A 23,858-nucleotide genomic window follows, 5' to 3' on the forward strand; every position below is an offset into this window, starting at 1 on the left:
CAGTCAGAGATTTTCGACCATGGCCGAGCATTTTCTATCACAGGAAGAAGTCGATGCCCTTTTGAAGGGTGTGACGGGAGACGAAGACGAAGAAAAGATCGTCGAAGAAGCTCCTGGTACGGTACGTACCTACAACCTGGCCACGCAGGAACGCATCGTGCGCGGGCGTATGCCCACGCTCGAAATCATCAACGAGCGCTTCGCCCGGCTGTTCCGCATCGGCTTGTTCAACTTCATCCACCGTACCGCCGAGATTTCGGTCGGTCCGGTGAAGGTGTCCAAGTACAGCGAATTCATCCGCAACCTGGTGGTGCCGACCAACCTGAACCTGGTCCACATCAAGCCCTTCCGGGGCATCGGTCTGGTGGTGTTCGACCCGCAGTTCGTGTTCATGCTGGTGGACAACATGTTCGGTGGCGATGGCCGCTTCCATACCCGCATCGAAGGTCGCGAATTCACGCCCACCGAGCAACGCATCATCATGCGCGTGCTGGAGATCACCTTCGAGACCTACGCCAAGTCGTGGGAACCGATCTATCCGATCGAGTTCGAGTTCATCCGATCGGAAATGAACACCCAGTTCGCCAACATCGCCACCCCCAACGAAGTGGTGGTTTCCACCACCTTCACCGTTGAACTGGGGCCGGTGTCGGGCGAAATTCATATCTGCACGCCCTACTCGATGATCGAGCCGGTGCGTGACCGCCTCACCAGCAGCATGCAGGGTGAGGCACTGGAAGTCGACAAGCGCTGGATCCGCCTGATGAAGCAGCAGATCCAGACCGCCGAAGTCGAACTGATCGTCAATTTTGGCACCGCCCGCGTCAACTTTACCGACCTGCTCAACATGCAGGTGGGTGACGTGATCCCGCTGCAGACCAACGAGACCGTCGAGGCGCAGGTCGATGGCGTGCCGGTGATGGAATGCAGCTATGGCCAGTTCAATGGTCAATACGCCTTGCGCGTGGAAAAACTGCTGTCCATCACCCATCAAGAAACACCGGAAAGCTTTCAAGGAGATTAGTAATGGCTGATGAGAACGTAGCAGGCGCTGGCGCGGCGGAAGACGATCCGTGGGGCGCGGCCATGGCCGAGCAGACCCAGGCCGAAGAAGAACAGAAAAAAGGTCAGATGGAAGACGAGAAGGGCATCACGGCCGCACCGGCTGCCGCCACCGTCTTCAAGGACCTGAGTGCCCAGGACATCAAGACCAACACCCCCAACGATATCGACTTCATCCTCGATATCCCGGTGCAGTTGACCGTGGAACTGGGTCGCACCAAGATCGCCATCAAGAACCTGCTGCAACTGGCACAGGGCTCGGTGGTGGAACTGGACGGCATGGCCGGCGAACCGATGGACGTGCTGGTCAACGGCTGCCTGATCGCCCAGGGCGAAGTGGTGGTGGTGAACGACAAGTTCGGTATCCGCCTGACCGACATCATCACGCCCGCCGAACGCATCCGCAAGCTCAACCGCTAGGCAGGACGGCTTGAGTTTGATGAAACGCATTTCCGCTGCATCCCCCGCCTCACCTGCCACACGCTCGTCGGGCAGATTGCATCAGCACCGGGTGGGCCTTGTGTCCGCCCGGCTTCTCATCGGTGGCACGCTTGTCGCCTGCGCCCAGGCCTGGGCTGACAACGCCCCCGCCGCTGCCACTGCGACCAGCACCGCTCCCGTCGCAAGCGCTCCTGCTGCCACCATCCCTGCCGTCACCGGCAGCGCCCTGCCCTCGTCCGGTGGCAGCATCTTCACGATGCTCTTCGGCCTGGTGGCAGTCCTGGCTGTGATGGCAGGCATTGCCTGGCTCCTGAAACGCTTCGGACTGAGCCAAAACCTGAGCGGTAATGCCGCCGCCAAGGTAGTCGGTGGTGTCTCCGTGGGGAGCCGCGAACGCGTGATGGTCATCGAAGTCGGCGAACAGTGGATCGTGGTCGGCGTGGCGCCGGGACGCGTGAACGCCCTGGCCACCCTGCCGCGCCAGGAACTGACGGCACAGCAAAGCAGCCAGGCCAGTGCACCGGCCTTCGCCACCTGGCTCAAGCACACCATGGACAAACGAAATGGCGGCGCCGGCAACGGCAGCCGCCCGGGTAATGATGGCAGCACAAGCTAAGCCGCAAGGCCTCCTCCGTATCCTGGCCGCGCGCGCGGCCACGCTGCTGCGCAGCCGCTACTGGTGGCTGGCACTGATCTGCCTGCCGCTGGCCGCCTCGGCCCAGCAAGGCATCCCCGCATTGAACAGCATGCCCGCGCCGGGCGGTGGCACGAATTATTCGCTGCCGATCCAGACCATGCTGTTGCTCACTTCGCTGTCGTTCATTCCGGCGGCGTTGCTGATGATGACCTGCTTCACGCGCATCGTGATCGTGCTGTCGCTGCTGCGCCAGGCGCTGGGCACGCAATCGACGCCACCCACCCAGGTGCTGATCGGCCTGTCGCTGTTCCTGACCTTCTTCGTCATGAGCCCGGTGTTCGACCGTATCTACACCGAGGCCTACCAGCCCTTCGCGGAAAACCGGATCCAGATGATGGAGGCGCTCGACAAGGGTGCTGCCCCGCTCAAGGAATTCATGCTCAAGCAGACCCGCCAGTCCGACCTGGCGCTGTACGTCAAGCTCTCGCGCGGCCCGGCCCTGCAGGGACCGGAAGACGTGCCGCTGCGCCTGCTGGTGCCGGCCTTCGTCACCAGCGAATTGAAGACGGCCTTCCAGATCGGTTTTGCCATCTTCATCCCCTTCCTCATCATCGACATGGTGGTGGCCAGTATCCTGATGTCGATGGGCATGATGATGATGTCGCCGGCCATCGTCTCGTTGCCCTTCAAGCTGATGCTGTTCGTGCTGGTGGATGGATGGCAGTTGTTGATCGGGTCTCTGGCCCAGAGTTTCTACTAGCCGCCGGCGAGGACCGACAATGACTCCCGAAACCGTCATGACCATGGGCCGCCAGGCCATCGAAGTCACCCTCCTGATCGCCGCGCCGATGCTGCTCACGGCACTGGCCATCGGGCTGCTGGTGAGCATCTTCCAGGCCGCCACCCAGATCAACGAACAGACCCTGGCCTTCATTCCCAAGCTGGTGGGCGTGTTCCTGGCCATGATCATCGCCGGTCCCTGGATGCTGAGCATCATCATGGACTACATGCACAACATGCTCACCGGCATTCCCGCCATGGTCCAGTAGCGCGCTTGCAGGACCGCGTGTCCGGCAACTCCTGATTCATGCTCACCTTCTCCAGCCAGCAACTCTACGCCTGGGTCGCCATGTTCATCTGGCCGACCACCCGCATCCTCGGGCTGCTGTCCATTGCACCGCCTTTCGGCAGCGCCAGCGTGCCGATGCTGGTGAAGGTCCTGCTGGGTATCGCCATCGGCGCGGTGCTGGCACCGGACGTGCCGGTGCCACCGGCGATCGACCCGATGTCGATGACCGGCCTCCTGATCCTGCTGCAGCAGTTGCTGATCGGCCTGTCCATGGGCCTTGCCATGCGGGTGGTGTTTGCCGCCGTCGAAGCGGCCGGCGAACTGACCAGTTCCACCATGGGCCTGTCCTTTGCCGCCTTCTTCGATCCGCAAAGCCAGGGCCGCACGGCCGTCATCAGCCAGGTCCTGTCACTGCTGGCCACCATGGTCTTCCTGAGCCTGAACGGCCACCTGCTGTTGCTGCAGGTGATGGCCGAAAGCTTCCACACCCTGCCCATCACCGGCCAGCCGATCACCACCGAGGGCTTCCACCAGCTTGTCCTTTGGGGTGCCAAGGTGTTCAGCATGGGAGTGCAATTGTCGCTGCCGCTGCTGATCGCCCTGCTGATCACCAACTTCGCGCTAGGCATCCTGACCCGCGCCGCGCCTCAATTGAACCTGTTCGGGATCGGTTTTTCGATTACCATGCTGTCCGGTTTCATCCTGATCGCCTTTGCCCTGCCCTACATGCTCACCCCCCTGCAACGTTTTCTCTCGGATGGCATCGAGATGGTGCGCCTGCTGGGTAGTGTGCCGCCGGTCAATGCATTGCCAAAACCGTGAGCAGGCAAGTTTGCTTCGAGCGGGGTGATCGCCAGCGCGCGATGGCTCCACATTTACTTCTTCTGACGATCCGGCAGCCCGCCTTGCGACACACTGGCGGCTATCCGGTACTGACTACAGCGCGCCCATTTTTCGCATGAATATTGCCTCCCTTCGCCGTCCCAAGATCATCGTCCTGGCACTCGCCGTCCTGCTCGTGGGCGGCTACGTCGTCCATCGCATGCTCACACCGCCGCCACCGCCCACCTACCTGAGCGCCACTGCCACCGTGGCCGATATCCAGGACGTAGTACTGGCCAGCGGCACCGTCAAGGCCTACAAGCAGGTCAGCGTGGGTGCCCAGGTCTCGGGCCAGATCAAATCGCTCAAGGTGGTGCTGGGCGAGCGCGTCAAGAAGGGCCAGCTGGTCGCCGAGATCGATTCCATGACCCAGGCCAATACCCTGGCCAGCAGCGAATTCACGCTACAAAACCTGCAGGCCCAGTTGCGCTCCAAGGAAGCCACCCTGAAGCAGGCGCAACTGGCCTACGAGCGCCAGAAGACGATGCTGGCCGGTGACGCCAGTTCGCGCGAGAACTTCGAGACCGCCGAAGCCACCCTCAATGCCACCCGCGCCGACATCACCGGCCTGCAGGCGCAGATCAGGGATGGCGCCATCAAGGTGGACAATGCCCGCGTCAACCTGGGCTATACCCGCATCACCGCCCCCATCGACGGCGAAGTGGTGGCCATCGTGGCGCAGGAAGGACAGACCGTGAACGCCAACCAGTCCACGCCGACCATCATCAAGGTGGCGCGCATGGATACGGTCACCGTCAAGGCGCAGATCTCCGAAGCCGACGTGGTCCGCGTCAAGCCGGGCCTGCCGGTCTACTTCACCATCCTGGGCGACCCCGATCACCGCTACCGCACCACCCTGCGTGCCATCGAGCCGGCACCGGACTCCATCCTGCAGGACGAGACCTCCGCCAGCAGTCTGAGCACCAGCAGCTCCAGCGCCACGTCCACGGCGATCTACTACAACGGCTTGCTGGACGTGCCCAATCCCGAAGGCAAGTTGCGCATCTCCATGACCACCCAGGTCAACATCGTCCTGTCCGAAGCCAAGAACGCCGTGCTGGTACCCTCGACCGCACTGGGCGAGAAGGATGCCCAGGGCAGCTACCTCGTGCGCGTACTCGATGAACAGGGCCTGGCGCATGATCGGCGCGTCAAGATCGGCATCAACACCAATGCCCAGGTACAGATCACCGAGGGCCTGAAGGCCGGTGAGCGTGTCGTGACCGGCACCGCCGTGGCCGGCGCCACCGACAGCAGCAACAGCAGCGAACGCCGCGGTCCGCCGCCGCGCATGTAAGGCCGCCATGACCACAGCCCTGCTGCAGCTGCGCGGCCTGCGCCGCGATTTCCCGGCCGGTGACGACAGCATCACCGTGCTCAATGACGTCAACCTCGACATCGAGGCCGGCGAGCTGGTGGCCATCGTCGGCGCCTCCGGCTCCGGCAAGTCGACCCTGATGAACATCCTCGGCTGCCTGGACAAGCCCAGTGCCGGCAGCTACCTGGTGGCCGGGCGCGAGACCGGCAAGCTCGATGCCGACGAACTGGCGCAATTGCGTCGCGAACATTTCGGCTTCATCTTCCAGCGCTACCACCTGCTCTCGGACCTGGACGCCACCTCCAACGTTGAAGTGCCCTCGGTCTATGCCGGTCTGGACCCGGCGCAACGACGCCAGCGTGCCGCACAACTGCTCGCCCGCCTGGGCCTGGCCGAACGCAGCCACCACAAGCCGGGGCAATTGTCGGGTGGTCAGCAGCAGCGCGTGTCCATCGCGCGCGCCTTGATGAATGGCGGCGACGTCATCCTCGCCGACGAACCCACCGGCGCCCTGGACAGCCACAGCGGTCACGAGGTGATGAACATCCTCAAGGAACTGCATGCCGAAGGCCACACCATCATCATCGTCACCCACGATATGCAGGTGGCCAGCAATGCCCAGCGCATCATCGAGATCAAGGATGGCGTGATCATCGCCGACCGCCGCAATCTGCCGGCCGGGACCGATGCCACCACCCCCACGGGCAGCGGCAACCCCTCCCGCCAACGCAGCGACCGCCAGCAGCAGGCCAGCCCCTGGCGCGCCACGCTGGACCGTCTGGGCGAGGCGCTGCGCATGTCACTGCTGGCCATGAACGCTCACCGCCTGCGCAGCTTCCTGACCATGCTGGGCATCATCATCGGCATTGCCTCGGTGGTCTCGGTGGTGGCACTGGGCAGTGGCTCGCGCGAGCAGATCCTCTCCGACATCAGTGCCATGGGCACCAATACCATCGACATCTTCCCCGGCACCGACTTCGGCGACATGAAGTCGGCCGCCATCCGCACCCTCACCCCGGCCGATGCCGCCGCCCTGGCCGAGCAGAACTTCGTCGACAGCGTCACTCCCAGCGTGGCCACGGCCTCCTCGGCGCGCTACGGCAACATCTCGGTGACCGCCACCATCAACGGCGTGGGCGAGCAGTATTTCCGCGTGCGCGGCCTGAAGATGGCGCAGGGCATGGGCTTCAACGACGAGAGCATCCGCCGCTATGCGCAGGAAGTGGTGATCGATGCCAATACCTACAAGAAGCTCTTCCCCAACGGTGGCAATGCCCTGGGCGAAGTGATCTTCCTGGGCAGCGTGCCCTGCCGCGTGATCGGCGTAACGCAAAAGCGCGAGAACGGGTTCGGCAACAACAGTGCGCTCAACGTCTGGGTGCCCTACACCACGGCGATGAGCCGGGTGATCGGGCAACGCTATCTGAGCGGCATCACCGTGCGGGTGAGCGACAACGTCCCCAGCGCCGCCGCCGAGGAAGGCATCACGCGGCTGATGACGCTGCGTCACCGGACCAAGGACTTCTACATCTTCAACACCGACAGCATCCGCCAGACCATCGAAAAGGCCACTGCCACCCTCACCCTGCTGGTGTCGATGATCGCGCTGATCTCGCTGGTGGTGGGCGGCATCGGGGTGATGAACATCATGCTGGTGTCGGTCACCGAGCGCACCCGCGAGATCGGCGTGCGCATGGCGGTGGGCGCGCGCCAGAGCGACATCATGCAGCAGTTCCTGATCGAGGCGGTGCTGGTTTGCCTGGCCGGCGGGCTGCTGGGCGTGTTGCTGGCACTATCCTTCGGCGCCATCTTCGCGCACTTCGTCAGTAGCTTCCGGATGATCTATTCCACCGCCTCCATCGTCAGCGCCTTTGCCTGCTCCACCCTGATCGGCGTGGTCTTCGGCTTCCTGCCGGCGCGCAATGCAGCGCGCCTGAACCCGGTGGATGCCCTTGCACGCGAATGATTCCATAGCCATGTCCAAGCCTCTTCTCTCCCCACTTCCGCTGCTGCTGGCACTGGCCCTGCTGGGCGGCTGCAGTTCCCTGACGCGCACACCCTACGCGCCGCCGGTGACCCAGGCGCCGCCGGCCTGGCAACAGGCGCCTGCGGCCGGCACGGTCGATGCCCAGCGCTGGTGGCAAGGTTTCGGCGACGCCGAACTGACCCGCCTGATCGATGAAGTTCTGCGCAAGAACAATAATCTGGCTGCCGCCACCATCAAGGTAAGACGCGCCCAACTGGTGGCCGGACTGGCGGACGATGCCTTCGTCCCGGCGCTTGGTGGCCAGCTCGGCACCAGCGCCAGCAAGCCCCTGAGCGGCAACCGCTCGACCACGCGCCAAAGCCAGAATTCGATCACCCTGTCTTATGAAGTGGATCTCTGGGGCCGCCTGGGCGCCAACTATGACGCAGCCCGCTGGGAGGCCCTGGCGACCGAACAGGATCGCGCCGCCACCGCGCTGACCATGGTCGGCACCACCGCGAGCCTTTACTGGACCGGCGCCTTCCTGAACCAGCGCATCCGCACCGCCGAGCAGAGCATAGCTTACGCCCGCAAGACGCTGGAACTGGTCAACACGCAATACGGTGCCGGCGCCGTCTCTTCGCTGGAAGTGCTGACGGCGCAGCAGAACCTGCTGAGCCAGCAGTCCAGCTATACCGACCTGATACGGCAGCGGGTGGAAAACGACAACGCCCTGGCGATTCTTTTCGACAGCCCGCCGGGCCAGGCCTTCACGCTACCACCCAGCCTGCCTGAGCAGCCACTGCCGGCGCTTGAAGCCGGCCTGCCGGCCGACCTGCTGGGGCGCCGCCCGGACCTGCGCGCGGCCGAACTGCGCCTGCGCGGCTCGCTGGCCAATGTCGACCTCACACGACTGGGCTTCTATCCGCAACTGAACCTCACCGGCACGCTCGGTACCAGCAGTGACGCCCTGCTGCGTCTGGTACAGAATCCCTTGGCCACGCTGGGCGCCCAACTGACCCTGCCCTTCCTGCAGCAGACGCAGATGAAGCTCAAGGTCGGCGTCTCGCAGGCCGACTATGACACCGCCGTCACCAACTTCCGTCAGACCCTGTATTCGGCCTTCAGCGAGGTCGAAAATGCCCTCGCGGCACGCCAGCAATATGCCAACCAGCAAGCCCTGCTGGTACGTAACCTGGAAGTGGCGCAGGCCGCCGAGCGACTGTTCGAGCTGCGTTACCGCGCCGGTTCGGTCACCTTGCAGGCCTGGCTGGATCAGCAGGACAAACGGCGTACCGCCGAGACTTCACTGGCCCAGACGCGGCTGAACCAGCTCAAGAACCAGATGACGCTATACCAGGCTCTGGGCGGCGACGCCAGGGCAACCCCACCCGCCATGCCGCCAGCGCAGTAGCAAGCGCAATAGCAAGCGCAGTGCCAAAGCAAAAAAGGCGAACCCGCGGGTTCGCCTTTCTTTTGGCTGGCGACCGCTGCCGAAAGCAGACGGTCTGCATCAGAAATTACTTCAGATAGTTCAGCAGGGTCAGGCCGCTGGTGGTGACGAACACCTTCTGCGCCGCCGACAGGTAGGTCTGCTTGAGCGTCAGGTCACTGATGAGCTCGCTGGTGTCGGACAGGTTGCGGCCCAGCAGATTGTTGATGGTCTGGGTGTAGTTTTCCTTGTTGACTTCACCGGCGGCATCGAGATTGTCCAGTTCATTCTGGCGTGCACCGATGGAGGCCTTGGCAGTGGACACGCTGCTGGAAATGGAATCGATCTGGGTATTGAACGCGGCCAGGTTGCGGTTCAGCGCGGCCTGGCTGCCCGGGATCGGCGTACGGGCAGCATCGGCGGCGTCGGCCTTGAGCTTGGCGGCGGCCGTGGCAGTGAACTGGGCCTGGTAGCCCGGATCGTCGGGCTTCATGCCATCCAGGGTCGCCTGTTGTGTCTTGTAGTCCTGGATCGGAAACTGACCCGCGGTAGGATACGCAAAGTTATTGGCTGCGATTTCGTCGGCCTTGTTGGCTGCCTCGGTCACCGGCACCGACAAGGTGTTGATCAGGTTGGTCATGGTCTTGAAGATATCCTGACCACCGCCCTGGAAGATCGCCTGTCCGGACGCGCTGATGTCCATCTGGCGGGTCGAATCGACCTGCAGGGTGATGGCGCCCTGATCACCGTTGTAGGTCACGCCACCGCTGCCGTCCAGGGTGAACGGCTGGGTCGTGCTCTTGAAGCCGGCGAAGATGTAGTTGCCCTGGCCGTCCTGGGCGTTGGCATAGCCCATCACTTCGTTCAGATTGCCCTTGATCTCGGAAGCCATGTTGCTGCGTTCGGCATTGGAGTAGGAGGCATTGCCGGCTGCGATCACGTTGGACTTCAGCTTGGTCAGCATGTTGGTCAGGCTGTCCAGGGTACCCTGCACGCTCGACAGTGCGCTATTGGCGTTCTGCCGATTGGTCTTGTACTGATCGTTCAGCGCCGACGTCTGGGCCATGTCCAGGGCGCGAGCGGCGGCCACCGGATCGTCCGACGGCAGCAAGACCTTCTGCTGCGCCGTCACCTGCTGGTTCAGCTTGAGGATCTGGCTTTGCAAAGCGGTCAGATCGTTGTTGCTCGTCTGATAGAGCATCTGGGTGCTAATACGCATATCGTCTTCCTCTATCTAACTGTTCAACCGCCCAGGGTGAGCAGCACATTGATCATGTCGCTGGCGGCCTGGATGATCTTGGCAGCCGCCTGGTATTGCTGCTGGTTGCGGATCATCTGCGCCAGTTCCTCATCCTGGTTGACCCCGGACTCGGATTGCTGCTGGGTCTGGATCGCCGTCAGCCTTGCCTTCTCGGCGGTGTTGGTGACATTGATCTCATTGGTCTTGTTGCCGATGGTGGCCACCAACTGCGAGTACGAACCCTGGAAGTTGGTGCCGTTGATGGTCTTGGCCGTCTGCAGGTTGCCCATGGCCAGCATGTTGCGATTGTCCGAGGCGGCATTGGTATTGGCCGCGATGGTGAACTGGTCGCCATCAGAAGGCTGCCCGGAAATCTGGAACGATACCCCGCTGATCTCGTAGGTATCCCCCGCCGTGTAAGGCAGAACCGTGACACCGGCACCGATGGTGGTGGTGGTGCCATCCTTGTGGGTGATGGTACCGCCACCGGCCGGAACCGCCGGAGAAATCGAAAAGTTCGGCGGCGTGGCGGTAGCGTCGTACTCCAGCGTGGTCGGCTTGGTCAGCGGCGTGGTCGTGGTCAGATAGGCTGGGGTGACCGATCCGGTGCTGATGGTGGCGGTACCCTTGTTGGCCGCGACCGGCGCGAAGTTGAACTTGTCACCGGCCCCCGACGTGCTGGGCGTGCCGGTCAGCGTGAAGGACACGCCACCGCTGGTGATGGTCATGCCCGACTGGTAAGGGAATGCCGCGCCGCCGGCGACGGTGCCGCCGGTGCCATCCGGATTGGAATAGGTCACGTCCGGAACCGGAGTCGCATTGCTCCAGGCGCCCGTCAACTGCAACACTGGCGGCACTGCCGCGCTCATCGAAGCAGTGAACGACACCGACGAACCCTGCTGGAACTTGGTCCCATCCAGCGAGGTGCTGGAGATGAGGGCATTGCCGGTATTGGCGGCCCCCGTGCTGGCGTTGACGTTGTTGGTGGCGTTGATCGACGTCGAGATCGGCGCTGCCGTGGCCAGCAGCTGGGTGTTGTTCAGTGCCAGCGAGAACCCGGCTGCGCCATTGGCGGTCGGCTGAATCTTGTAGATATTGCCGTTCGGGATGGCCGGTGCGTAAGGACCGGGCGCGGCCGCACCGTTGGAGTAGGTCACCCCATCCAGCGTCACCGGGAAATCGCCCGCCGCCTTGACGGTCTTGGTATTGTCCGACAGGCGGGTGAAGGTGTAATTGGTGCCGTCGTAGGTCAGCGTGTAGTCGCTGGTGCTCAAGGCCGACGGATCGGTAATCGTCGCCTTCAGGTCAGTCGTGCCGGTATTGGTCGGATAACCGATCAGGTTGGGCGAGCTGACATTGAACATGTTGGTGCCGGGATTGCCGTTCTGGTCCAGGCCCAGCTGTTGCTGCTGGTTGAAGGCGGTACCCAGGGCAATGGCGATACGGCCCAGCGCGTTTTGGGTCGGATCCAGGGTTTCACTGCGGTACTTCAGCAGGCCACCAAGGCTGCCGCCGTCGTAGAAGAAGCTGTCCGGAATGGTCGAGGTGGTGCCACCGTTGACCTGGCCGATCTGCAGGCGCGATACGTCGGTGGGTGAATTGGTCACTGCCAGCTGGGTCACGTTCTCGCCCGTCACCAGCGCCTGGCCCGTACCAATGAACACGCTCACGGCACCGGTATCCTGTGGCACGGTGGTGATCTTGACGTACTTGTTGAGCTCGGCCACCAACTGGTCACGCTGGTCCAGCAAGTCGTTGGGCTGCTGACCGCCACCGGTACCGATGGCATTGACGATGGCCTTGTTGAGCTGCGCCAGTTGCTGCGCGTAGGAGTTGATCGTGGTGACGGTAGATGTGATCTGGCTATTGACGCTGGCGCTGCTGGCCGAGAGCTGATCGTTGATGCTGGTCACCCGTGCCACCAGGGTCGAGGCCTGCGACAGTACCGACTGGCGCGAGGCCTGGGTGTTCGGATTGGAGGCCAGGTTCTGGATCGCCGCAAAGAAATCCTGCAAGGACGGCGACAAGCCAGCCTTGGTGTCGGCCACCATGTTGTTGATCTGCGAGATCTCGGAGTAGTACGCATCCAGCGAGCTGGCCGAGGTCTGCGAGGCCAGTGCCTGCTTGGTCAGGAAGTCGTTGTAGACACGCTTGATCTCGGTGACCTGGGTCCCCTGGCCGACGAAGCCGTAGCCGTAGTTGATGCCGCCGGCCGAGCTCTGCACGACTTCCTGGCGGTTGTAGCCGGGCGTGGTGGCGTTGGAGATGTTGTGGCTGGTGGTGGCCTGTGCCGCCATGGCCGCCTGCAACGCGGATTGCCCGATACTGAAGATGTTAGTTGCCATGCTAGGTTGTCGTCCCTGAAAGCTTTTAGCGGAATAACCAAGTCAACGGCAGGATTGACCAAAACTTTAGATGACTGCGATCGAATTTGTTTCCGACCGGCACCGATGAGCTTGCCGCCGGGAAATCGCTCGCGGCCCAGGTCATGACCAGCGGGAAACCTATGCCGAGAGCGACTGGCGAATGATGCGCGACAGTTTCTCGGCGTAATGTGGATCGGTGGCGTAACCGGCACGCTGCAGGCCGTAGGCGAAACCGTGCGCATCCTGGGCGCTGGCCAGTACCTTCTCGTAGCGCGGATTGCTGCGCAGCAAGTTGGCGTAATCCTTGAAGGCGTCCGCATAGGAATCATACGCGCGGAATTTCTCCACCCGCTTTTGCGGCTTGCCGTTGATGTATTCGATGGTGGTGGCCTCGACCACCTTGCCGGTCCAGTTACCGGTGGCCTTGATGCCAAACAGGTTGTGCGCTGAACGGCCATCGCGGGCGATGATTTCCTTCTTGCCCCACCCGGTTTCGAGCGCGGCCTGGGCCAGCATGAACTTGGCCGGGATGCCGGTCATCTTGCTGGCAATCTCGGCATCGGCCTGCAGGCGGTTCTGGAAGGCCTCGACATGGGCCGGCTTGTTGGAGTTGCGGCGCTGCTTGCCGTTGCGACCATCCTGGTCGGTACTCTCGGCCTGCTGTTGGCTGGCGAAACTCTGGATGAACTTGGCACGATCGGCATCGCTCATTTCCTTGACCAGCGGAATACCCATGGGCAAGCCCTCCTCGCCCGGCATGGTCGTACCCTCCAGGTCCTGCGCATCCGGCAGCTTCTTGGGCAGCGAGGCCGACAACTGGCGGGTCAGCACATCGGCCAGCCCGACGCCGCGCTGTGCCAGGCTCTGGCTCAAGTGCTGGTCCAGCATGGAGGTAAACATCTTGGTCTGCTCGTTATCGAACGGGCCATTTTGCGGCGTCGCGTCGCGCATGCTCTTCATCACCATGTTCAGGAACAGCGCCTCGAACTGCTTGGCTGCACCCTTGATGGCCTCCGGCGAGTTCTGCCGGGCTGCTTCGCGCAGGCCATTCAGCCCATTCGCATCGACGGCCAGATTCTCGGTCGGATTGGATGGGTTGATCTTGTTGAGCATGGGTTACCTTGGATGAAAGCGTTTGTAATGGAATCGGCCATGCCGTCCCGCTACCGTTACCGTTAGATCACTTCGAGTTCGGCGCGCAAGGAACCTGCCGCCTTCATCGCCTGCAGGATCGCCAGCAAGTCCTGGGGCGTGGCACCGATGGCATTGAGCGCCTTGACCACATCGGACAGCGAGGCGCCACCCTTCAACAGCATGACCTTGCCCGGCTCCTTGTTGATCGAGACCTGCGCATTCTGCACCCCGGCCGTCTGGCCACCGGCCAGCGCATTGGGCTGGCTCACGGCATTGTCAGCCTGGATCACCACCGACAGATTGCCGTGCGAGACGGCGCAGGTATCGAGCATCACACTCTGGTTCATCACCACCGAACCGGTACGCGCATTGAGGATGACCTTGGCCGCCAGCTTGCCGGGCGTCACGTCGACGTTTTCCAGCGCTCCCAGGAAGGCCACCCGGTCGCCGCTGGAGATCGGTGCGCGCACGCGGATCACGCGGCCGTCCTGCGCCACGGCAGTATCGGTACCAAAGCGCTTGTTGAGCGCATCCACCACCCGGGCCGCGGTGGAGAAATCGTTGTCGTTCAGTTCCAGCACGACCATGTCGCCGCCACCCAGCGAACTGGGCACTGCACGTTCGACCGTGGCACCGCCGGAAATGCGGCCGGCCGACAGCTGGTTGATGGTGGTGCTGCTGCCGGCGGCCGAAGCACCGGCACCACCGACCACGATGTTGCCCTGGGCGATGGCATAGATCTGGCCGTCGGCGCCCTTGAGCGGCGCCATCAGCAAGGTGCCGCCGCGGATGCTCTTGGCATTGCCGATGGACGACACGGTCACGTCGATCAGCTGGCCGGGCTGTGCGAAGGCCGGCAGGTTGGCCGTCACCATGGCCGCAGCCACGTTCTTCAACTGCATGTTGCTGCTGGTACCGGACGGCACGTTCACGCCCAGTTGCTGCAACATGCTGATCACGCTCTGCACGGTGAAGGGGGTCTGGGTAGTCTGGTCACCACTGCCGTCCAGACCGACCACCAGGCCGTAACCGACCAACTGGTTCTGACGCACGCCCTGGATGCTGGCCAGGTCCTTGAGTCGCTCGGCCTGGGCCGGAAGCGCCACGCCCAGGCACAGGGTGGCCACGGCCGCGGCGGCCACCATGGCCAGCCTGCTACCTGATCTGAAGATATCCATTGCGAAAAATCCTTTCCGGCTCATTGCACTACTCCACATCAGAAAGGAGAAACGCTGAAGAAGAATCGGCCCAGCGAGGACATGAAGTCAGCCATGTCCACGCGGGTATTGGTACGGTATTCGACCTTGGCATCGGCCACCAGGGTCGAGGAGACGGTATTGCCGGTCTGGATGTTGTCCGGGCTGATGGTGCCGGAGAAGCGCACGTACTCCACGCCCTTGTCCAGCGCCACCTGCTTTTCGCCCGAGACCACCAGGTTACCGTTGGGCAGCACCTCCACCACCGTCACGCCGATGGTGCCGGTGAAGGTATTGCTGGAATTGGTAGCGCCCTTGTCCTCGAACTTGGCCGAAGAGCTGCCGGAGGCCGACAGTTCCTTGATCGAGGTGCCGAAGATGGTCGGCGCGGGCGACGCCACCGCGCCGGTCTTGCTGGCCGAGCTGCCGGCGGACTTGCCGGCACTGGTCTTTTCGTTGATGACGATGGTGATGGTGTCACCCACCAGGCGCGCGCGGCGGTCTTCCAGCAGCGGACGGTAGACCGCCGACTGGAAGATCGCACCCGAGGTCGGGGGCGCATAGGAAGCCGGCTGCGGACGCGCCGTCTTGGGACCCGTCACGATGCTGTCAGGCACGGTGGTGCAACCGGCCACAGCCAATACGCCCGCAATGGAAACCAATTTCAGCAAGTTCTTCATATCTGCCTCGTCCTTCTTTCTACTGCCGACTACCTTGTTCAACAACGCCACCCCGGCTCGCCGCCAGGTCTTACAGCTGCGACAGCTTGGCCAGCATCTGGTCGGATGTGGTGATGGCCTTGCTGTTGATTTCGTAGGCGCGCTGGGTCTGGATCATGTTGACCAGCTCTTCCACCACGTTCACGTTGGAGGTTTCCACATAGCCCTGCCACAAGGCACCGGCACCGTTGGTTCCCGGGGTATTCGGGTTGGGAGTGCCGGAAGCGGCGGTTTCCACATACAGGTTTTCGCCACGGCTTTCCAGGCCAGCCGGGTTGATGAAGGTGGCGACCTGGATGGTGCCGATCTGCGTGGTCGCGGTCGAACCGGCCTGCATGATCGAGACGGTACCGTCACGGCCCACGCTGAGCTTGGTGGTGTTGAGCGGAATGGTGATCGGCGGCTGCAGGGTGTAGCCGCTGGAGGTCACCAGCTGACCCTGGCTGTCGGTCTGGAAGGCGCCATCGCGGGTGTAGGCGGTGGTACCGTCGGGCAGCAGGATCTGGAAGAAACCATTGCCCTGGATCGCCAGATCCTTGTCATTGTTGGTCTGGTTGACGTTGCCCTGGCTGAAGATGCGCTCGGTGGCGACCGGACGCACGCCGGTACCGATCTGCAGGCCCGAGGGCAGTTGTGTCTGTTGCGAGGACTGGGCGCCGGGTTGACGCACGGTCTGGTACAGCAGGTCTTCGAACACGGCGCGCGAACGCTTGAAGCCGTTGGTGCTGACGTTGGCCAGGTTGTTGGAAATCACGTCCAGTTGCGTCTGTTGCGCATCCAGGCCGGTCTTGGAAATCCACAGGGAACGAATCATTTATTTCTCCGGTAATCAGTGCAGGGGCTGTGCTATCAGGACAAGGACAGAATCTGGGTCGCCTTGGTCGCATCGCTTTCGGCGGTCTGGATCACCTTCATGTTCATCTCGAACTGGCGCGACAGGTTGATCATGTTGACCATCGCCTCCACCACGTTTACGTTGCTGCCTTCGACGGCACCGCTGGCCAGGCGCACGTTGGCGTCCGGCTGGGCGGCACCGGTGATGGTGCGGAACAGGCCATCATCACCGCGCTTCATGTTCTTTTCGTCCGGATTGACCAGCTTGATGCGGCCCAGCACGTTGACCGCATTGGGAATGCCATTGGTCGGGATCGACGACACCGTGCCATCGGCGGCGATGGCCACCGTGGTATCGGGCGGAATGGTGATCGGACCGCCGTCGCCCTGCACCGACTGACCATTCTGGGTCTGCAGGATGCCGTTCTCGTTGATCTTGAAGCTGCCATTGCGGGTATAGGCTTCGCCGCCATCGGCGGTCTGCACCGCGATCCAGCCGCGCCCCTGAACGGCCACGTCCAGCGCACGCCCGGTGTCCTGGATCGGTCCCTGCGAAAAATCGCTGCCCGCGGTCGAGTCGACCACGAAGGCCCGCGTGGGCAAGCCATCGCCCACCACCGGTGCCGAGCGGAAGGTATTCAATTGGGCGCGAAAACCCGTGGTCGTGGCGTTGGCCAGATTGTTGCTGGCAGTCGCTTGCTGCTCCAGCGTATGCTTGGCCCCCGACATCGCTGTATAGACCAGACGATCCATAAAACCCCTTTTTTGCGGCACCATCCCCCGGCGCCAGCGGTTGAAACCGGCCGCCGGCGACGCCGGCGACCTTGCAGCACGCGCGCCGCAAGGCGCGCGATCAAGCCTTTATCAGCGCAGGCTGACCAGGGTCTGCAGCACGGTGTCCTGCACCTTGATGGTCTGCGAGTTGGCCTGGTAGACGCGCTGCGCCACGATCATGTTGACCAGTTCAGCGGTCAGGTCGACGTTGGAGTCTTCCACCGCGCGCGCCTGCAGGCTACCGAACGTGCCGGTGGAGGGCTTGCCCACCAGCGGGCTGCCGGCCGCACCGGTGGCCGCATACAGGTTGTTGCCCAGCGGCTGCAGGCCATTCGGGTTGGCGAAGTTCACCAGCACTACGGTACCCAGGTTCTTGGTCTGCTGGTTGCTGTAGGAACCGACGATGGTGCCATCCTTGTCGATCGAGAAGCTCGACAGGGTACCCGGCGGCATGCCGTTCTGGTTTTGCGCCAGGTTGACGAAAGCCGAACCGGTCTGGGTCGAACCTGCATAGGAGAAGTTGATCGGCGCAGCGAAGTTGCCGCCGCCCTTGACGATGCTCGGATCATTCAATTGCGCGGCCGTCAGGGTCATGACGCTGGTGGCCGTCACCGGCGCACCGTTGATCTGGGTCAGGGTACCGGTCGAGTCATAGGTCATGGTACCCAGCGCAACGGGGGCCGGTGGGGTGGCGCCGTCGTTCAGGGTGGTGTTGTCGATCTTGGCGTAGACGGTCCAGGTAGTCGTCGGCGGCACACCGGTCGGCGCTGCCTTCACGTAGTAAGTCTGCATGCTGTACGGGTTACCCAGGCTGTCATACAGGGTAACGCCGGTGGAGTTGTTGTAGCTGTTCGGATCGGCAGCGTTGAAAGGCGTGACCGTCGGCACGGCCAGGCGAGAATCCAGGTTGACCTTGGTGGACACCGAAGTGGTTGGGGTGGCCGGGATCGACGAAGTATCGATCTGCAGCTGCACCGGATCGCCACCGGACGCACCGGCGGCCCAACCCATCAGGAAGGCGCCGTTCATGCTGGGGTTGATGATGTAGCCATTCTTGTCCAGCTGGAACTGGCCGTTGCGACCATACATCGGCGACAGATCGGATGCGCTGGCCGACATCTGGAAAAAGCCGTCGCCATTGATGGCGATGTCCAGCGGATTGTTGGACGAGCTGACGTTACCCTGGGTGAATTGCTGCGAGACATTGGCCACGGTCACGCCGATGCCCACCGGCGAATTGCCGGAGCGGTTCATCGAGTTGGCGTACATGTCGGCAAACTGGGTCTGCGACTGCTTGAAACCGACCGTGCTGGCGTTGGCCACGTTATTACCGATGACGTCCAGGCTCTTGGCTGCGCCGTTCAGTCCGCTCAGACCTTGCTGAAAACTCATGAGATATCCCCTTGTTCCGAATGATGTCGGTAATAACGATTAAAGAATTTGTACGATGTCGCTGGACTTGATGGTGCCAACGTTGGTGACATTGAGCTTGACGCCGTCCGTGCCGGTGGACACGCTGGCCACCGTACCGAAGGCCAGCGCCGTCACCGCGACCGGGGTGCCATTGTTGGATGCGGTGGCGGTGAAGGTGTACTTGCCGTCAGCCGCCTTGCCGCCGGCGTCATTGGTACCATCCCAGATCACAGGCACGGCACCGGCAGCCTGGGTACCCAGGTCCATGGTGCGCACCACTGCGCCGGTGGAGTCCTTGACGGTGACGATGACCGAGGAAGCCGTGCTGGGCAGGTTCACACCGAACACCGCCTTCTGGCTGGTGACTTCGTTGCCGTCGGCATCCTTGGTCGTGTCCGAAGTGAGCTGGATGCCATTGCCCGGGGCCAGCACGCTATGACCGATCATGCTGGCCGTGGACAACGCCTGCGAAGAACTGAGATTGCCCATCAGCGTACCCAGCGAATCGTTCAACTGGCTGATGCCGGAGACGGTCGACAGCTGGGCCATCTGTGTAGTCAGCTGCGAGTTGTCCATCGGGTTGCTGGGGTCCTGGTTCTTCATCTGCGCAATCAGCAGCGTCAGGAAACGATTCTGGATCGCATCCGGGCTGTTGTCGTTCAGACTGGCCGAGTTGTTGGTCGACGAGCTGCTGCTCGTGCCATTCATTGCATTGAGCAGGTCATTGGAGACGATTGCCATGATTTAAGGTCCTGTTTCCTATTGTCCGATGGTAAGGGTCTTGACCAGCATGGCCTTGGCCGTATTCATCGTTTCCACATTGGTCTGGTAAGAGCGGGAAGCCGAGATCATGTTGACCATTTCCTCGACCGGGTTGACGTTGGGCATGGCGACATAACCATTGCCATCGGCCATGGGATGCTTGGGGTCGTAGACCAGCTTGGGCGGCGCCTGGTCTTCCACCACGGCGGCCACTTTCACGCCGCTATCCTTGACATCGCCCACGGGGATGGACTCGAAGACCACCTGCTTGGCCTTGTAGGGCCGGCCGTCCGGGCCGGTGGCGCTATCGGCGTTGGCGATATTGCTGGCCGTGGCATTGAGGCGCTGGGCCTGCGCACTCATGGCCGAACCGGCAACGTTGAAGATGTTGGAAAGGGACATGGTTTATCAACCCGGTTGGATGGCGTTAATCATGGCCTTGATCTGGCCGTTCACAGCGGTGACACCGGCTTCGTAGCGGATGCCGTTGTCGACGAATTCATTGCGCTCCACGTCCAGGTCGACGGTGTTGCCGTCCACGCTACCCTGGGTCACCGTGCGGTACTGCAGGGGCGAACCGCCGATGCTGCCCGGGCCGTTGTCAGGCGCGGTCCCGGCCACGTGCGAGGCGGCGGTGCGGGCCAGTTGCAGCGGCGGCATAGCGCCGCCCTTGTTGTCGAGGGCGTTTTTCAGCGCATCGGCAAAATTGACGTCCCGCGCCTTGTAGTTGGGCGTATCGGCGTTGGCGATATTGGAGGCCAGCACCTGTTGGCGCTGTGCCCGCAGGTTCAGCGCCATCTCATTGAAGCGGAAGAAATCGTCGAGCTTTGAGACCATCGGGTCCTCCGGAAATACCGGCGCCGCTGCCGCCCTGCCTGGGACGATCGCACACTACGCCGATGATGGAATTACGTAGGCTTGATCATACGTTTCCACCCGGGACTTTAAGGGGCGATAAAGAGATAAAAGCCTCCCCTGTTTGCGCTTTTGACCTCGCGCGCGCGACGTACCATTGCTGCCAAGATTCGCCAATGTCTGGCCAATGTCTGCTGCAGGCAAGTTGCACAAAATGAAACATTCTTTTCGCCCCATGCGCCTACTGCGCCGCGCCATCGCCGCCCTGGCCTTGCTGGCCGGCGCATTGACGACTGCCTCGCCAGTCGCTGCGCAAAATACCCCCGACGGTCCGCAAAAGCAGAACTTGCAAGTTCTGCAACAGGTTGCCGAGCAATTCCTGGCCAGCCAGACCTCCGGCCTGCCGGGCAGTGTCACGATCACCATCGATCCCGCCGACCCGCGCCTGACGCTGGCCTCCTGCCTCGAACCGCAAGCCTTCATGCCCAACGGCGGACGCCTGTGGGGCCGCACCACGGTGGGCGTCAAGTGCGTGGCACCCTCCCCCTGGACGATTTATCTGCGCGCCAATGTCCAGGTCATTTCCGACTACCTGGTGGCCGCCGTGCCGCTGGCGCAGGGCCAGACCATCAGCGCCAGCGACATCACCCGCATCCGCGGTGACATGTCCAGCCTGCCCAGTGGGGTGATCACCGAAGAAGCCCAGGTGGTGGGCCGGGTCGCCAACATGTCCTTGCGCGCAGGAACCCCGCTGCGCATGGACGCCATCCGCAACCAGCGGGTGGTACAACAAGGACAGTCGGTACGGGTCGTCTCGATCGGCCCGGGCTTCCAGATTTCCACGGAAGCGCGCGCCATGACCAACGCCAATGAAGGCCAGATGGCGCAGGCACGGACCGCCGCCGGGCAAGTGGTCAGCGGCATCGCCAAGGCGGGCGGCATTCTGGAAATCAACTATTGATAGAGGGCAATCCTGAAGAAAGGACTGTCTAGCCGGGATCTGCAGCCGGGCGTCGGAAATGTGAAGAAAATTTCTCCCATTTCGTCATTTTGGCGCCCTGGATGTTAAAGTTTGCGCAGAACTGGTCGATAATCCATACGACAGGCGGGTGCGATGCGCCCCCACCCTACAAGGAATACTGCCGTGAACGTTAACGACGCCCTCAAATCCGCTGCCCTCAACAGCGAGCAGACCCAGGCCCAGCCTCGCAACAACGCCCCCGCCGGCGCTGCTGCCAGCAATGGTGCCGCGGCCACTGCAGCCACTTCCGATAGCGTGCGCCTGTCCAGCACCTATCAGTCGCTGGAAACCAAGGTCAACAGCAACAGCAGCAGTTTCGATGCCAAGAAAGTGGCCGAAATCAAGGCTGCCATCGCCAACGGCACCTTCCAGATCGATCCGGAAAAAGTGGCCAATGGCCTGATCGACACCGTCAAGACCCTGATCAGCGCCCGTCCGGCCTGATCGTCACTGCCTTCGCACAGGATGACCCGCATGAATCCGGCCAGCAACCTGCCTCTGGAACACGCTGCCCTGTCCCGCCTGGTCGAAAAACTGAATCAGGAACAGGCCTTGCTGGCTGAAGCCACCGCCGAAGGCCTGACCGACATCATTTCCGAAAAAGCCACCATCGTTTCCGACATGGCCACGCTGGCCGGTAACCGCCACAGCCTGCTGGGCAGCCTGGGTTACAGCGAAGACGAGGCCGGCATGCAGCAGTGGATGAACGAACATGGCAGCGACGCCGACAAGGACGTCTGGGCCGGCCTGTTCGAACTGGCCCAGGATGCCAAGGAGCTCAACCGCGTCAATGGTTTGCTGATCGGCAAGAAGCTTTCGATCAACCAGAGCGCACTCACCATCCTGCAGGGCAAGACCGGCACCGGTAACTTCTATGGACCGGATGGACAGAACAGCATCAAATCTTCCGGCCGCAGGCTTGGCGTGGTCTGACCACCCTCCAAGCCGAGCGCCACGAGCGCAATCGCCGCAGATTCAAAGACCCCGAGTGCCATGCCTCGGGGTCTTTTTTTGTGCCGTGCAGGTGCCTCAAGCTTTACCTGCTCAGCGCAAGCTGGGTCAGACCCAAGGCGGCACGCAAGAGCTCGATGGAATTAAAAACGGCTCCCGAAGGAGCCGTCAGAGCATGCCGGAGCGCGTCCTCCCGGACGCAAATCACTTCTCAGGCCACCCCACTCCACGAATGCTCCCGCAGATAGGAACGCATGCGTGAGATCGCCTGGCTGTGCAGCTGGCACACGCGAGATTCGGACACGCCCATGACGGCGCCGATCTCCTTGAGGTTCATTTCCTGCTCGTAGTAGAGGGCCATCAGGATCTGCTCGCGCTCGGGCAGGGCCTTGATGGAGTCCACCACGGCTTCGCGGAAGCCGCCATTGATCAGGTTCTGCAACGGGTCGTCGTCGGACTCGGCGGTCTGGTAGCGGTCCAGGAAATGTTCATGGCCACCATCGTCGTCGTGGAAATCCTCGTAGTAGATCAGCTGGTGCCCACCGCATTCGCTGAGCAGCGACTGATACTCGGTGAGGCTGATCTTGAGGTGCTGCGCCACTTCGGTTTCCTGCGGCTGGCGACCGAGCTGCTGCAGCAAGGCCTGCATGGCTTCGTCCACCTTGCGGGCGTTCTGACGGATGCTGCGCGGCAGCCAGTCGCTGCTGCGCAGTTCGTCGAGCATGGCGCCACGAATGCGTTGTACGGCATAGGTCTCGAACTGCGCGCCATGGGTCTCTTCGTAGCGGTTGACGGCGTCGAGCAAGCCCATCATGCCGGCCTGGATCAGGTCGTCCACCTCTACGCTAGGGGGCAATTTGGCCTTGAGCTGATGCGCCAGTTTCTTGACCAGCGGCGCATGCTGCTCCAGCACATCGTTCTTGCCCTTTTTTCCCTTGACGTTATACATGCACGTCACACTCCCAGGCTTGCACCATCGGTTGCCATTCCGTAAGTGCTGCGGGCCGTATCGGCCGCCGTGAATTGCTTGGACAGGCGCTGGAAAGCCAGCGCCGCACCGGCAAAGGGAAACACATCCATCACCGCCCGCCCCTGGCCGGTAGCGCGGCGGATATGGTCGTCGGCCGGGATGGCGCCGAGGAAATTCAACTGCGCTGCCAGATAGCGGCTGGCGGCCTGGGCCATGTTGGCGTAGACGGTGCGCGCCTCGGCCTCGGTGGCGTCATTGACGATCAGGCTGAAGGGACGGCGTCCGATACGGTCGCTCAGGCTCTTCAGGAGCACATAGGCGGCCTTGATCGAGGTGGCCGTGGTCGAGACCTGGATCACGATCTCGCCCATTTCCATGGTCGGCACCGGCAAGGACTGATCGCTGGCCAGCACGCCATTGACGAGGGTGATCTCGGCCTGCTCAATGAGGCTGTCGAAAATCTCGGCCAGACGGCCGGCCTGGGGATCGCTGGCCGCCGGCACGGTACGGCGGGCGATGCGGGCCATGGCAAAACCTTCGGGCAGCATGCGGGTGGCCTCGCGCAAGGGGCGTTCGGCACGCGCCACTTCCTGCAAGGTGGCGACGTCGTGGCGCAGGCCGATGCGGGTCAGCAGGCCGGTACTGGCCACGTCGCCATCGACAACCAGCACGTTATGCTTGGCCTGCGACAGGGAGGCGGCAATATTGATAAGCATGGCGCTCTTCTCTTCTTCACCCAGCACCGAGAAGAAAGTGAACAGTCGGGGGACCGGACGCTCCAGCATCCGGCGCAGTCCGGCCGCCTGGTCGATATCG

At 62.5% G+C, this 23,858-nt stretch carries 25 protein-coding genes; 12 read left to right on the forward strand and 13 right to left on the reverse strand.

Features of this window, described 5'->3' with window-relative positions; translation table 11 throughout:
* Positions 1 to 19 precede the first annotated feature (19 nt).
* The 9 genes from fliM to HWE04_RS13125 all read left to right on the forward strand — a co-directional run bounded on the left by fliM (position 20) and on the right by HWE04_RS13125 (position 8,789).
* Entirely contained in the window at positions 20 to 1,024 is a 1,005-nt protein-coding gene (gene fliM, locus HWE04_RS13085; protein ID WP_241812654.1) for a flagellar motor switch protein FliM, read from the forward strand.
* Between the two features lie 2 nt (positions 1,025 to 1,026).
* On the forward strand, positions 1,027 to 1,482 hold the full coding sequence (gene fliN, locus HWE04_RS13090; RefSeq protein ID WP_006462664.1) for a flagellar motor switch protein FliN: 456 nt from the start codon (positions 1,027 to 1,029) through the stop codon (positions 1,480 to 1,482).
* Between the two features lie 100 nt (positions 1,483 to 1,582).
* Positions 1,583 to 2,119, forward strand: coding sequence for a flagellar biosynthetic protein FliO (gene fliO, locus HWE04_RS13095; protein WP_241812655.1), 537 nt, complete (start codon positions 1,583 to 1,585; stop codon positions 2,117 to 2,119).
* Complete coding sequence (gene fliP / locus HWE04_RS13100; protein ID WP_006462667.1) at positions 2,103 to 2,900, forward strand: flagellar type III secretion system pore protein FliP; 798 nt, start codon at positions 2,103 to 2,105, stop codon at positions 2,898 to 2,900. The genes fliO and fliP overlap by 17 nt, the downstream gene beginning before the upstream one ends.
* A gap of 19 nt (positions 2,901 to 2,919) precedes the next feature.
* Entirely contained in the window at positions 2,920 to 3,189 is a 270-nt protein-coding gene (gene fliQ, locus HWE04_RS13105) for a flagellar biosynthesis protein FliQ (RefSeq protein WP_006462668.1), read from the forward strand.
* A gap of 38 nt (positions 3,190 to 3,227) precedes the next feature.
* The gene (fliR, locus tag HWE04_RS13110; protein ID WP_241812656.1) at positions 3,228 to 4,031 is read left to right on the forward strand and encodes a flagellar biosynthetic protein FliR; all 804 of its coding nucleotides are present in this window, start codon (positions 3,228 to 3,230) and stop codon (positions 4,029 to 4,031) included.
* Between the two features lie 136 nt (positions 4,032 to 4,167).
* Entirely contained in the window at positions 4,168 to 5,388 is a 1,221-nt protein-coding gene (locus HWE04_RS13115; protein ID WP_241812657.1) for an efflux RND transporter periplasmic adaptor subunit, read from the forward strand.
* A 7-nt stretch (positions 5,389 to 5,395) separates the two neighbouring features.
* Entirely contained in the window at positions 5,396 to 7,375 is a 1,980-nt protein-coding gene (locus tag HWE04_RS13120; RefSeq protein ID WP_241812658.1) for a MacB family efflux pump subunit, read from the forward strand.
* Positions 7,376 to 7,385: 10 nt separating this feature from the next.
* A complete protein-coding gene (locus tag HWE04_RS13125; protein ID WP_241812659.1) occupies positions 7,386 to 8,789 on the forward strand; it encodes an efflux transporter outer membrane subunit in 1,404 nt (467 codons plus the stop codon).
* A gap of 106 nt (positions 8,790 to 8,895) precedes the next feature.
* Here HWE04_RS13125 and flgL read toward each other — a convergent pair whose 3' ends face one another.
* The 11 genes from flgL to flgB all read right to left on the reverse strand — a co-directional run bounded on the left by flgL (position 8,896) and on the right by flgB (position 20,082).
* A complete protein-coding gene (gene flgL / locus HWE04_RS13130) occupies positions 8,896 to 10,026 on the reverse strand; it encodes a flagellar hook-associated protein FlgL (RefSeq protein WP_241812660.1) in 1,131 nt (376 codons plus the stop codon).
* A gap of 23 nt (positions 10,027 to 10,049) precedes the next feature.
* The gene (gene flgK, locus HWE04_RS13135) at positions 10,050 to 12,392 is read right to left on the reverse strand and encodes a flagellar hook-associated protein FlgK (RefSeq protein ID WP_241812661.1); all 2,343 of its coding nucleotides are present in this window, start codon (positions 12,390 to 12,392) and stop codon (positions 10,050 to 10,052) included.
* Positions 12,393 to 12,551: 159 nt separating this feature from the next.
* Positions 12,552 to 13,526, reverse strand: coding sequence for a flagellar assembly peptidoglycan hydrolase FlgJ (gene flgJ, locus HWE04_RS13140; protein ID WP_241812662.1), 975 nt, complete (start codon positions 13,524 to 13,526; stop codon positions 12,552 to 12,554).
* 62 nt (positions 13,527 to 13,588) lie between these two features.
* Positions 13,589 to 14,692 (reverse strand): flagellar basal body P-ring protein FlgI, encoded by a 1,104-nt coding sequence (locus HWE04_RS13145; protein WP_174616869.1) that lies wholly within the window; start codon positions 14,690 to 14,692, stop codon positions 13,589 to 13,591.
* 71 nt (positions 14,693 to 14,763) lie between these two features.
* Positions 14,764 to 15,423, reverse strand: coding sequence for a flagellar basal body L-ring protein FlgH (locus HWE04_RS13150; RefSeq protein ID WP_006462677.1), 660 nt, complete (start codon positions 15,421 to 15,423; stop codon positions 14,764 to 14,766).
* A gap of 70 nt (positions 15,424 to 15,493) precedes the next feature.
* Positions 15,494 to 16,276, reverse strand: coding sequence for a flagellar basal-body rod protein FlgG (gene flgG / locus HWE04_RS13155; protein ID WP_006462678.1), 783 nt, complete (start codon positions 16,274 to 16,276; stop codon positions 15,494 to 15,496).
* Positions 16,277 to 16,311: 35 nt separating this feature from the next.
* Positions 16,312 to 17,049 carry a flagellar basal-body rod protein FlgF gene (flgF, locus tag HWE04_RS13160; RefSeq protein ID WP_006462679.1) on the reverse strand — a complete coding sequence of 246 codons (738 nt, stop codon included), beginning with the start codon at positions 17,047 to 17,049 and terminating at the stop codon, positions 16,312 to 16,314.
* Between the two features lie 111 nt (positions 17,050 to 17,160).
* Entirely contained in the window at positions 17,161 to 18,462 is a 1,302-nt protein-coding gene (gene flgE / locus HWE04_RS13165) for a flagellar hook protein FlgE (RefSeq protein WP_006462680.1), read from the reverse strand.
* 39 nt (positions 18,463 to 18,501) lie between these two features.
* Complete coding sequence (locus HWE04_RS13170) at positions 18,502 to 19,224, reverse strand: flagellar hook assembly protein FlgD (protein ID WP_006462681.1); 723 nt, start codon at positions 19,222 to 19,224, stop codon at positions 18,502 to 18,504.
* A gap of 18 nt (positions 19,225 to 19,242) precedes the next feature.
* Entirely contained in the window at positions 19,243 to 19,647 is a 405-nt protein-coding gene (flgC, locus tag HWE04_RS13175) for a flagellar basal body rod protein FlgC (RefSeq protein WP_006462682.1), read from the reverse strand.
* Between the two features lie 6 nt (positions 19,648 to 19,653).
* A complete protein-coding gene (flgB, locus tag HWE04_RS13180; RefSeq protein WP_006462683.1) occupies positions 19,654 to 20,082 on the reverse strand; it encodes a flagellar basal body rod protein FlgB in 429 nt (142 codons plus the stop codon).
* 232 nt (positions 20,083 to 20,314) lie between these two features.
* On the opposite strand from flgB, the gene flgA reads away from it, so the two are divergent.
* From flgA to HWE04_RS13195, 3 genes are all read left to right on the forward strand, one after another.
* Positions 20,315 to 21,061 (forward strand): flagellar basal body P-ring formation chaperone FlgA, encoded by a 747-nt coding sequence (flgA, locus tag HWE04_RS13185; RefSeq protein ID WP_241812663.1) that lies wholly within the window; start codon positions 20,315 to 20,317, stop codon positions 21,059 to 21,061.
* A gap of 183 nt (positions 21,062 to 21,244) precedes the next feature.
* On the forward strand, positions 21,245 to 21,565 hold the full coding sequence (gene flgM, locus HWE04_RS13190) for a flagellar biosynthesis anti-sigma factor FlgM (protein ID WP_241812664.1): 321 nt from the start codon (positions 21,245 to 21,247) through the stop codon (positions 21,563 to 21,565).
* A gap of 30 nt (positions 21,566 to 21,595) precedes the next feature.
* Positions 21,596 to 22,054 (forward strand): flagella synthesis protein FlgN, encoded by a 459-nt coding sequence (locus HWE04_RS13195; protein WP_077237035.1) that lies wholly within the window; start codon positions 21,596 to 21,598, stop codon positions 22,052 to 22,054.
* 229 nt (positions 22,055 to 22,283) lie between these two features.
* On the opposite strand, the gene HWE04_RS13200 is transcribed toward HWE04_RS13195, so the two are convergent.
* Positions 22,284 to 23,021: an RNA polymerase sigma factor FliA gene (locus HWE04_RS13200; protein ID WP_006462687.1), complete on the reverse strand. Its 738-nt coding sequence runs from the start codon at positions 23,019 to 23,021 to the stop codon at positions 22,284 to 22,286.
* 5 nt (positions 23,022 to 23,026) lie between these two features.
* Positions 23,027 to 23,827 (reverse strand): MinD/ParA family ATP-binding protein, encoded by an 801-nt coding sequence (locus HWE04_RS13205; protein ID WP_077237254.1) that lies wholly within the window; start codon positions 23,825 to 23,827, stop codon positions 23,027 to 23,029.
* Positions 23,828 to 23,858: the final 31 nt, after the last annotated feature.

Origin of the sequence: Herbaspirillum sp. C7C2, assembly GCF_022627865.1 — a bacterium.
GTDB classification, from domain to species: domain Bacteria; phylum Pseudomonadota; class Gammaproteobacteria; order Burkholderiales; family Burkholderiaceae_D; genus Herbaspirillum; species Herbaspirillum frisingense.

Bases quoted from the DNA above. Each gene is read 5' to 3' on its own strand.
- HWE04_RS13150 (WP_006462677.1), bottom strand. From the start codon at position 15,423: ATGAAGAACTTGCTGAAATTGGTTTCCATTGCGGGCGTATTGGCTGTG.
- HWE04_RS13125 (WP_241812659.1), top strand. From the start codon at position 7,386: ATGTCCAAGCCTCTTCTCTCCCCACTTCCGCTGCTGCTGGCACTGGCC.
- HWE04_RS13200 (WP_006462687.1), bottom strand. From the start codon at position 23,021: ATGTATAACGTCAAGGGAAAAAAGGGCAAGAACGATGTGCTGGAGCAG.
- fliN (WP_006462664.1), top strand. From the start codon at position 1,027: ATGGCTGATGAGAACGTAGCAGGCGCTGGCGCGGCGGAAGACGATCCG.
- HWE04_RS13205 (WP_077237254.1), bottom strand. From the start codon at position 23,827: ATGCTGGAGCGTCCGGTCCCCCGACTGTTCACTTTCTTCTCGGTGCTG.
- HWE04_RS13195 (WP_077237035.1), top strand. From the start codon at position 21,596: ATGAATCCGGCCAGCAACCTGCCTCTGGAACACGCTGCCCTGTCCCGC.
- flgA (WP_241812663.1), top strand. From the start codon at position 20,315: ATGAAACATTCTTTTCGCCCCATGCGCCTACTGCGCCGCGCCATCGCC.
- HWE04_RS13170 (WP_006462681.1), bottom strand. From the start codon at position 19,224: ATGGCAATCGTCTCCAATGACCTGCTCAATGCAATGAATGGCACGAGC.
- HWE04_RS13115 (WP_241812657.1), top strand. From the start codon at position 4,168: ATGAATATTGCCTCCCTTCGCCGTCCCAAGATCATCGTCCTGGCACTC.
- flgE (WP_006462680.1), bottom strand. From the start codon at position 18,462: ATGAGTTTTCAGCAAGGTCTGAGCGGACTGAACGGCGCAGCCAAGAGC.
- HWE04_RS13145 (WP_174616869.1), bottom strand. From the start codon at position 14,692: ATGGTGGCCGCCGCGGCCGTGGCCACCCTGTGCCTGGGCGTGGCGCTT.
- flgG (WP_006462678.1), bottom strand. From the start codon at position 16,276: ATGATTCGTTCCCTGTGGATTTCCAAGACCGGCCTGGATGCGCAACAG.
- fliQ (WP_006462668.1), top strand. From the start codon at position 2,920: ATGACTCCCGAAACCGTCATGACCATGGGCCGCCAGGCCATCGAAGTC.
- flgK (WP_241812661.1), bottom strand. From the start codon at position 12,392: ATGGCAACTAACATCTTCAGTATCGGGCAATCCGCGTTGCAGGCGGCC.
- HWE04_RS13120 (WP_241812658.1), top strand. From the start codon at position 5,396: ATGACCACAGCCCTGCTGCAGCTGCGCGGCCTGCGCCGCGATTTCCCG.
- fliM (WP_241812654.1), top strand. From the start codon at position 20: ATGGCCGAGCATTTTCTATCACAGGAAGAAGTCGATGCCCTTTTGAAG.
- fliP (WP_006462667.1), top strand. From the start codon at position 2,103: ATGGCAGCACAAGCTAAGCCGCAAGGCCTCCTCCGTATCCTGGCCGCG.
- flgC (WP_006462682.1), bottom strand. From the start codon at position 19,647: ATGTCCCTTTCCAACATCTTCAACGTTGCCGGTTCGGCCATGAGTGCG.
- flgB (WP_006462683.1), bottom strand. From the start codon at position 20,082: ATGGTCTCAAAGCTCGACGATTTCTTCCGCTTCAATGAGATGGCGCTG.
- flgJ (WP_241812662.1), bottom strand. From the start codon at position 13,526: ATGCTCAACAAGATCAACCCATCCAATCCGACCGAGAATCTGGCCGTC.
- flgL (WP_241812660.1), bottom strand. From the start codon at position 10,026: ATGCGTATTAGCACCCAGATGCTCTATCAGACGAGCAACAACGATCTG.
- flgF (WP_006462679.1), bottom strand. From the start codon at position 17,049: ATGGATCGTCTGGTCTATACAGCGATGTCGGGGGCCAAGCATACGCTG.
- fliR (WP_241812656.1), top strand. From the start codon at position 3,228: ATGCTCACCTTCTCCAGCCAGCAACTCTACGCCTGGGTCGCCATGTTC.